Source organism: Ruegeria sp. BC6 (genome assembly GCF_056539185.1).
The window spans coordinates 1-630 of record NZ_JBQFUM010000015.1; the positions used below are offsets into that span (position 1 = coordinate 1).

General features: G+C 54.6%; 1 protein-coding gene and 1 pseudogene. Both read right to left on the bottom strand.

Annotated features, from left to right (window positions below):
• A partial coding sequence (locus ACR0MM_RS18590; RefSeq protein ID WP_480697869.1) for a helix-turn-helix domain-containing protein occupies positions 1–303 on the bottom strand: 303 nt, incomplete at its 3' end.
• Between the two features lie 142 nt (positions 304–445).
• A pseudogene (locus tag ACR0MM_RS18595) lies at positions 446–630 on the bottom strand (DUF302 domain-containing protein); the annotation flags it as partial.

The following is a 630-nucleotide window of genomic DNA, read 5'->3' on the forward strand; positions in this document are numbered from 1 at the left end:
GCGACGCACCTCCCGGCCGATTGTTGAAGGCGCTCGACGAAGCTGACGCGCAATGGAACGAAACGACAGCTTGGCTTTCAGGCCCCGAGAGATCTCTTCGCGTTCCGCCAGCGTCATTGCCAATCGCGAGCGCCGCCTCTCAGGCGGGCGGATACCACCTGTCCGTGCCAGTAGCGGATAGATTGACGATGAGTTCCGATCGAACAACCGACCGATCGAGCTCATCGACTCTCCGCGTTGCCAGCGATCCCAGATTTCCGCCTTTTGTTGGTCCGTAAAATAAATCCGACGTCGATAAGCCATTCCAACACTCCATCTTTGCTCTCAAAGTGAAGTGTTGCGGCGATCCATTGAGACCGCCGCCCAAAGCGGACCTCAGATTTTGAAAGAACTCACAGTTCTGCAGTGCTGCAGATGCATCGTAATTGCGATGCGCGGTATCGCTCTACTGAAGTGCTTTCTGAAAAGTCGCTGTAAGCCTTTCGTTCAGCGCGTGATGCGGTTTGGCTGATGACCCATAGTGAAGCTCGGCAAAGGCTGCAATATCATTGAAAATCACGACTGAGCCACCGTCATCGCCCGCGTAAACCAGCAACTTTTGGCAAAATGCATCAAGGCCGATTGCCGGGA